The sequence below is a fragment of the Neiella holothuriorum genome, assembly GCF_019457915.1.
GTDB lineage: Bacteria > Pseudomonadota > Gammaproteobacteria > Enterobacterales > Neiellaceae > Neiella > Neiella holothuriorum.
This window is the reverse complement of record NZ_JAHZSS010000038.1, coordinates 1-3,386: the sequence shown is the minus strand read 5'-3', so window position 1 is coordinate 3,386 and position 3,386 is coordinate 1. Positions and strand designations below refer to the sequence as shown.

2 rRNA genes are annotated in these 3,386 nt (G+C 50.1%); both read right to left on the bottom strand.

Features of this window, described 5'->3' with window-relative positions:
- Positions 1–4: 4 nt before the first annotated feature.
- Positions 5–120: ribosomal RNA gene (gene rrf / locus K0504_RS18215) — 5S ribosomal RNA — on the bottom strand.
- 186 nt (positions 121–306) lie between these two features.
- A 23S ribosomal RNA gene (locus K0504_RS18210) occupies positions 307–3,186 on the bottom strand.
- Positions 3,187–3,386 lie beyond the last annotated feature (200 nt).

Genomic DNA, 3,386 nt, shown 5'->3' with positions numbered 1-3,386 from the left:
AGGTGCCTGGCGGTGACCTACTCTCACATGGGGAATCCCCACACTACCATCGGCGCAGTTGCGTTTCACGTCTGAGTTCGGAATGGGATCAGGTGGGTCCACAACGCTATGGCCGCCAAGCTAAAAAGGTAACTTAGAAACCCAAACTGCCTTTCGGCTTGAAGCTAAAACAAGAGTTTTAGTGCCACTCTTATCCCCACGGATGGGGTCTATCCTCAAAATTGTCTAAAACAATTTCAGGACTTACTTCACTCAAATACTTATAGAAATCAGAGCTAAATTTATACAAAACCTCTCGGGCGTTGTATGGTTAAGCCGCACGGGCAATTAGTACAGGTTAGCTCAACGCCTCACAGCGCTTCCACACCCTGCCTATCAACGTCGTAGTCTTCGACGACCCTACAGAACTCTTAAAGAGTAAGTGAGAACTCATCTCGAGGCTCGCTTCCCGCTTAGATGCTTTCAGCGGTTATCGATTCCGAACTTAGCTACCGGGCAATGCCACTGGCGTGACAACCCGAACACCAGAGGTTCGTCCACTCCGGTCCTCTCGTACTAGGAGCAGCCCCTCTCAATTCTCAAACGCCCACGGCAGATAGGGACCGAACTGTCTCACGACGTTCTAAACCCAGCTCGCGTACCACTTTAAATGGCGAACAGCCATACCCTTGGGACCGACTTCAGCCCCAGGATGTGATGAGCCGACATCGAGGTGCCAAACACCGCCGTCGATATGAACTCTTGGGCGGTATCAGCCTGTTATCCCCGGAGTACCTTTTATCCGTTGAGCGACGACCCTTCCATACAGAGTCGCCGGATCACTATGACCTACTTTCGTACCTGCTCGATGTGTCTATCTCGCAGTTAAGCTGGCTTATGCCATTGCACTAACCGTACGATGTCCGACCGTACTTAGCCAACCTTCGTGCTCCTCCGTTACGCTTTGGGAGGAGACCGCCCCAGTCAAACTACCCACCAGACAGTGTCCCAGATCCCGATAAGGGACCATGGTTAGAACATCAAACGTACAAGGGTGGTATTTCAAGGTTGGCTCCACAACATCTAGCGACGCTGTTTCAAAGCCTCCCACCTATCCTACACATGTAGGTTCAATGTTCACTGCCAAGCTATAGTAAAGGTTCACGGGGTCTTTCCGTCTAGCCGCGGGTACACTGCATCTTCACAGCGATTTCAATTTCACTGAGTCTCGGGTGGAGACAGCATGGCCATGGTTACACCATTCGTGCAGGTCGGAACTTACCCGACAAGGAATTTCGCTACCTTAGGACCGTTATAGTTACGGCCGCCGTTTACCGGGGCTTCGATCAAGAGCTTCGCTTACGCTAACCCCATCAATTAACCTTCCGGCACCGGGCAGGTGTCACACCGTATACGTCATCTTTCGATTTAGCACAGTGCTGTGTTTTTAATAAACAGTCCCAGCCATCTGGTCACTGCGACTGACGATAGCTTAGGGAGCAAGTCCCATCACCGTCATCAGCGTACCTTCTCCCGAAGTTACGGTACTATTTTGCCTAGTTCCTTCACCCGAGTTCTCTCAAGCGCCTTGGTATTCTCTACCCAACCACCTGTGTCGGTTTGGGGTACGGTTTCTTGTAATCTGAAGCTTAGAGACTTTTCCTGGAAGCAGGGCATCAACAACTTCACCACCGTAGTGGCTCGTCTCGTATCTCAGCTTTAAGCGCCCGGATTTACCTAAGCACTCGGCCTACATACTTTCACACAGACAACCAACGCTGTGCTTGTTTAGCCTTCTCCGTCCTCCCATCGCAATTACAAGAAGTACAGGAATATTAACCTGTTTCCCATCGACTACGCTTCTCAGCCTCGCCTTAGGGGCCGACTCACCCTGCCCTGATTAACATGGGACAGGAAACCTTGGTCTTTCGGCGAGGGGGCTTTTCACCCCCTTTATCGTTACTCATGTCAACATTCGCACTTCTGATACGTCCAGCAAACCTTACGATTCACCTTCATCCGCTTACAGAACGCTCCTCTACCACTTATCAAAGATAAGTCCGTAGCTTCGGTGCATAGCTTAGCCCCGTTACATCTTCCGCGCAGGCCGACTCGACTAGTGAGCTATTACGCTTTCTTTAAAGGATGGCTGCTTCTAAGCCAACCTCCTAGCTGTCTAAGCCTTCCCACATCGTTTCCCACTTAGCTATGACTTTGGGACCTTAGCTGACGGTCTGGGTTGTTTCCCTTTCCACGACGGACGTTAGCACCCGCCGTGTGTCTCCCGAGTAGTACTCAACGGTATTCGGAGTTTGCAAAGGGTTGGTAAGTCGGGATGACCCCCTAGCCTTAACAGTGCTCTACCCCCGTTGGTATTCGCTCGAGGCGCTACCTAAATAGCTTTCGAGGAGAACCAGCTATCTCCCGGTTTGATTGGCCTTTCACCCCTAGCCACAAGTCATCCCCTCATTTTTCAACATAAGTGGGTTCGGTCCTCCAGTTGATGTTACTCAACCTTCAACCTGCTCATGGCTAGATCACCGGGTTTCGGGTCTACACCTTGCAACTAAACGCGCAGTTAACACTCGCTTTCGCTACGCCTCCCCTATTCGGTTAAGCTTGCTACAAAATGTAAGTCGTTGACCCATTATACAAAAGGTACGCAGTCACCCATAAAGGGCTCCCACTGCTTGTACGTATACGGTTTCAGGTTCTATTTCACTCCCCTCACAGGGGTTCTTTTCGCCTTTCCCTCACGGTACTGGTTCACTATCGGTCAGTTAGGAGTATTTAGCCTTGGAGGATGGTCCCCCCATGTTCAGTCAAGATGTCACGTGTCCCGACCTACTCGATTTCACTGAAAAAAGGTTTTCGTGTACGGGGCTATCACCCTGTATCGCTGTGCTTCCCAACACATTCCACTAACCTTAGAACAGCTTAAGGGCTGCTCCGCGTTCGCTCGCCGCTACTGACGGAATCTCGGTTGATTTCTTTTCCTCCGGGTACTTAGATGTTTCAGTTCCCCGGGTTCGCCTCTTACACCTATGTATTCAGTGCAAGATACTGGCTTATGCCAGTGGGTTTCCCCATTCGGAAATCGTTGGCTCAACGGGTTTTATCACCTCGCCAACGCTTATCGCAGATTAACACGTCCTTCATCGCCTCTAACTGCCTAGGCATCCACCGTATACGCTTAGTCACTTAACCATACAACCCCGAGGGGTCTCATATGATGCGCCCTATGTGTGCTTTTGTAATCACACCAGGACTATCCGCAACCGATTGGTTTTCGATAAATTTTTCGCCTGACCTCTACATGGTTTTTGAGTCAAGTAGAGTGACAATATCCAAAACAATTACTTGTTTTCGAACTTCAATTTTTTGGGTTTCCAAGTTGTTAAAGAGCA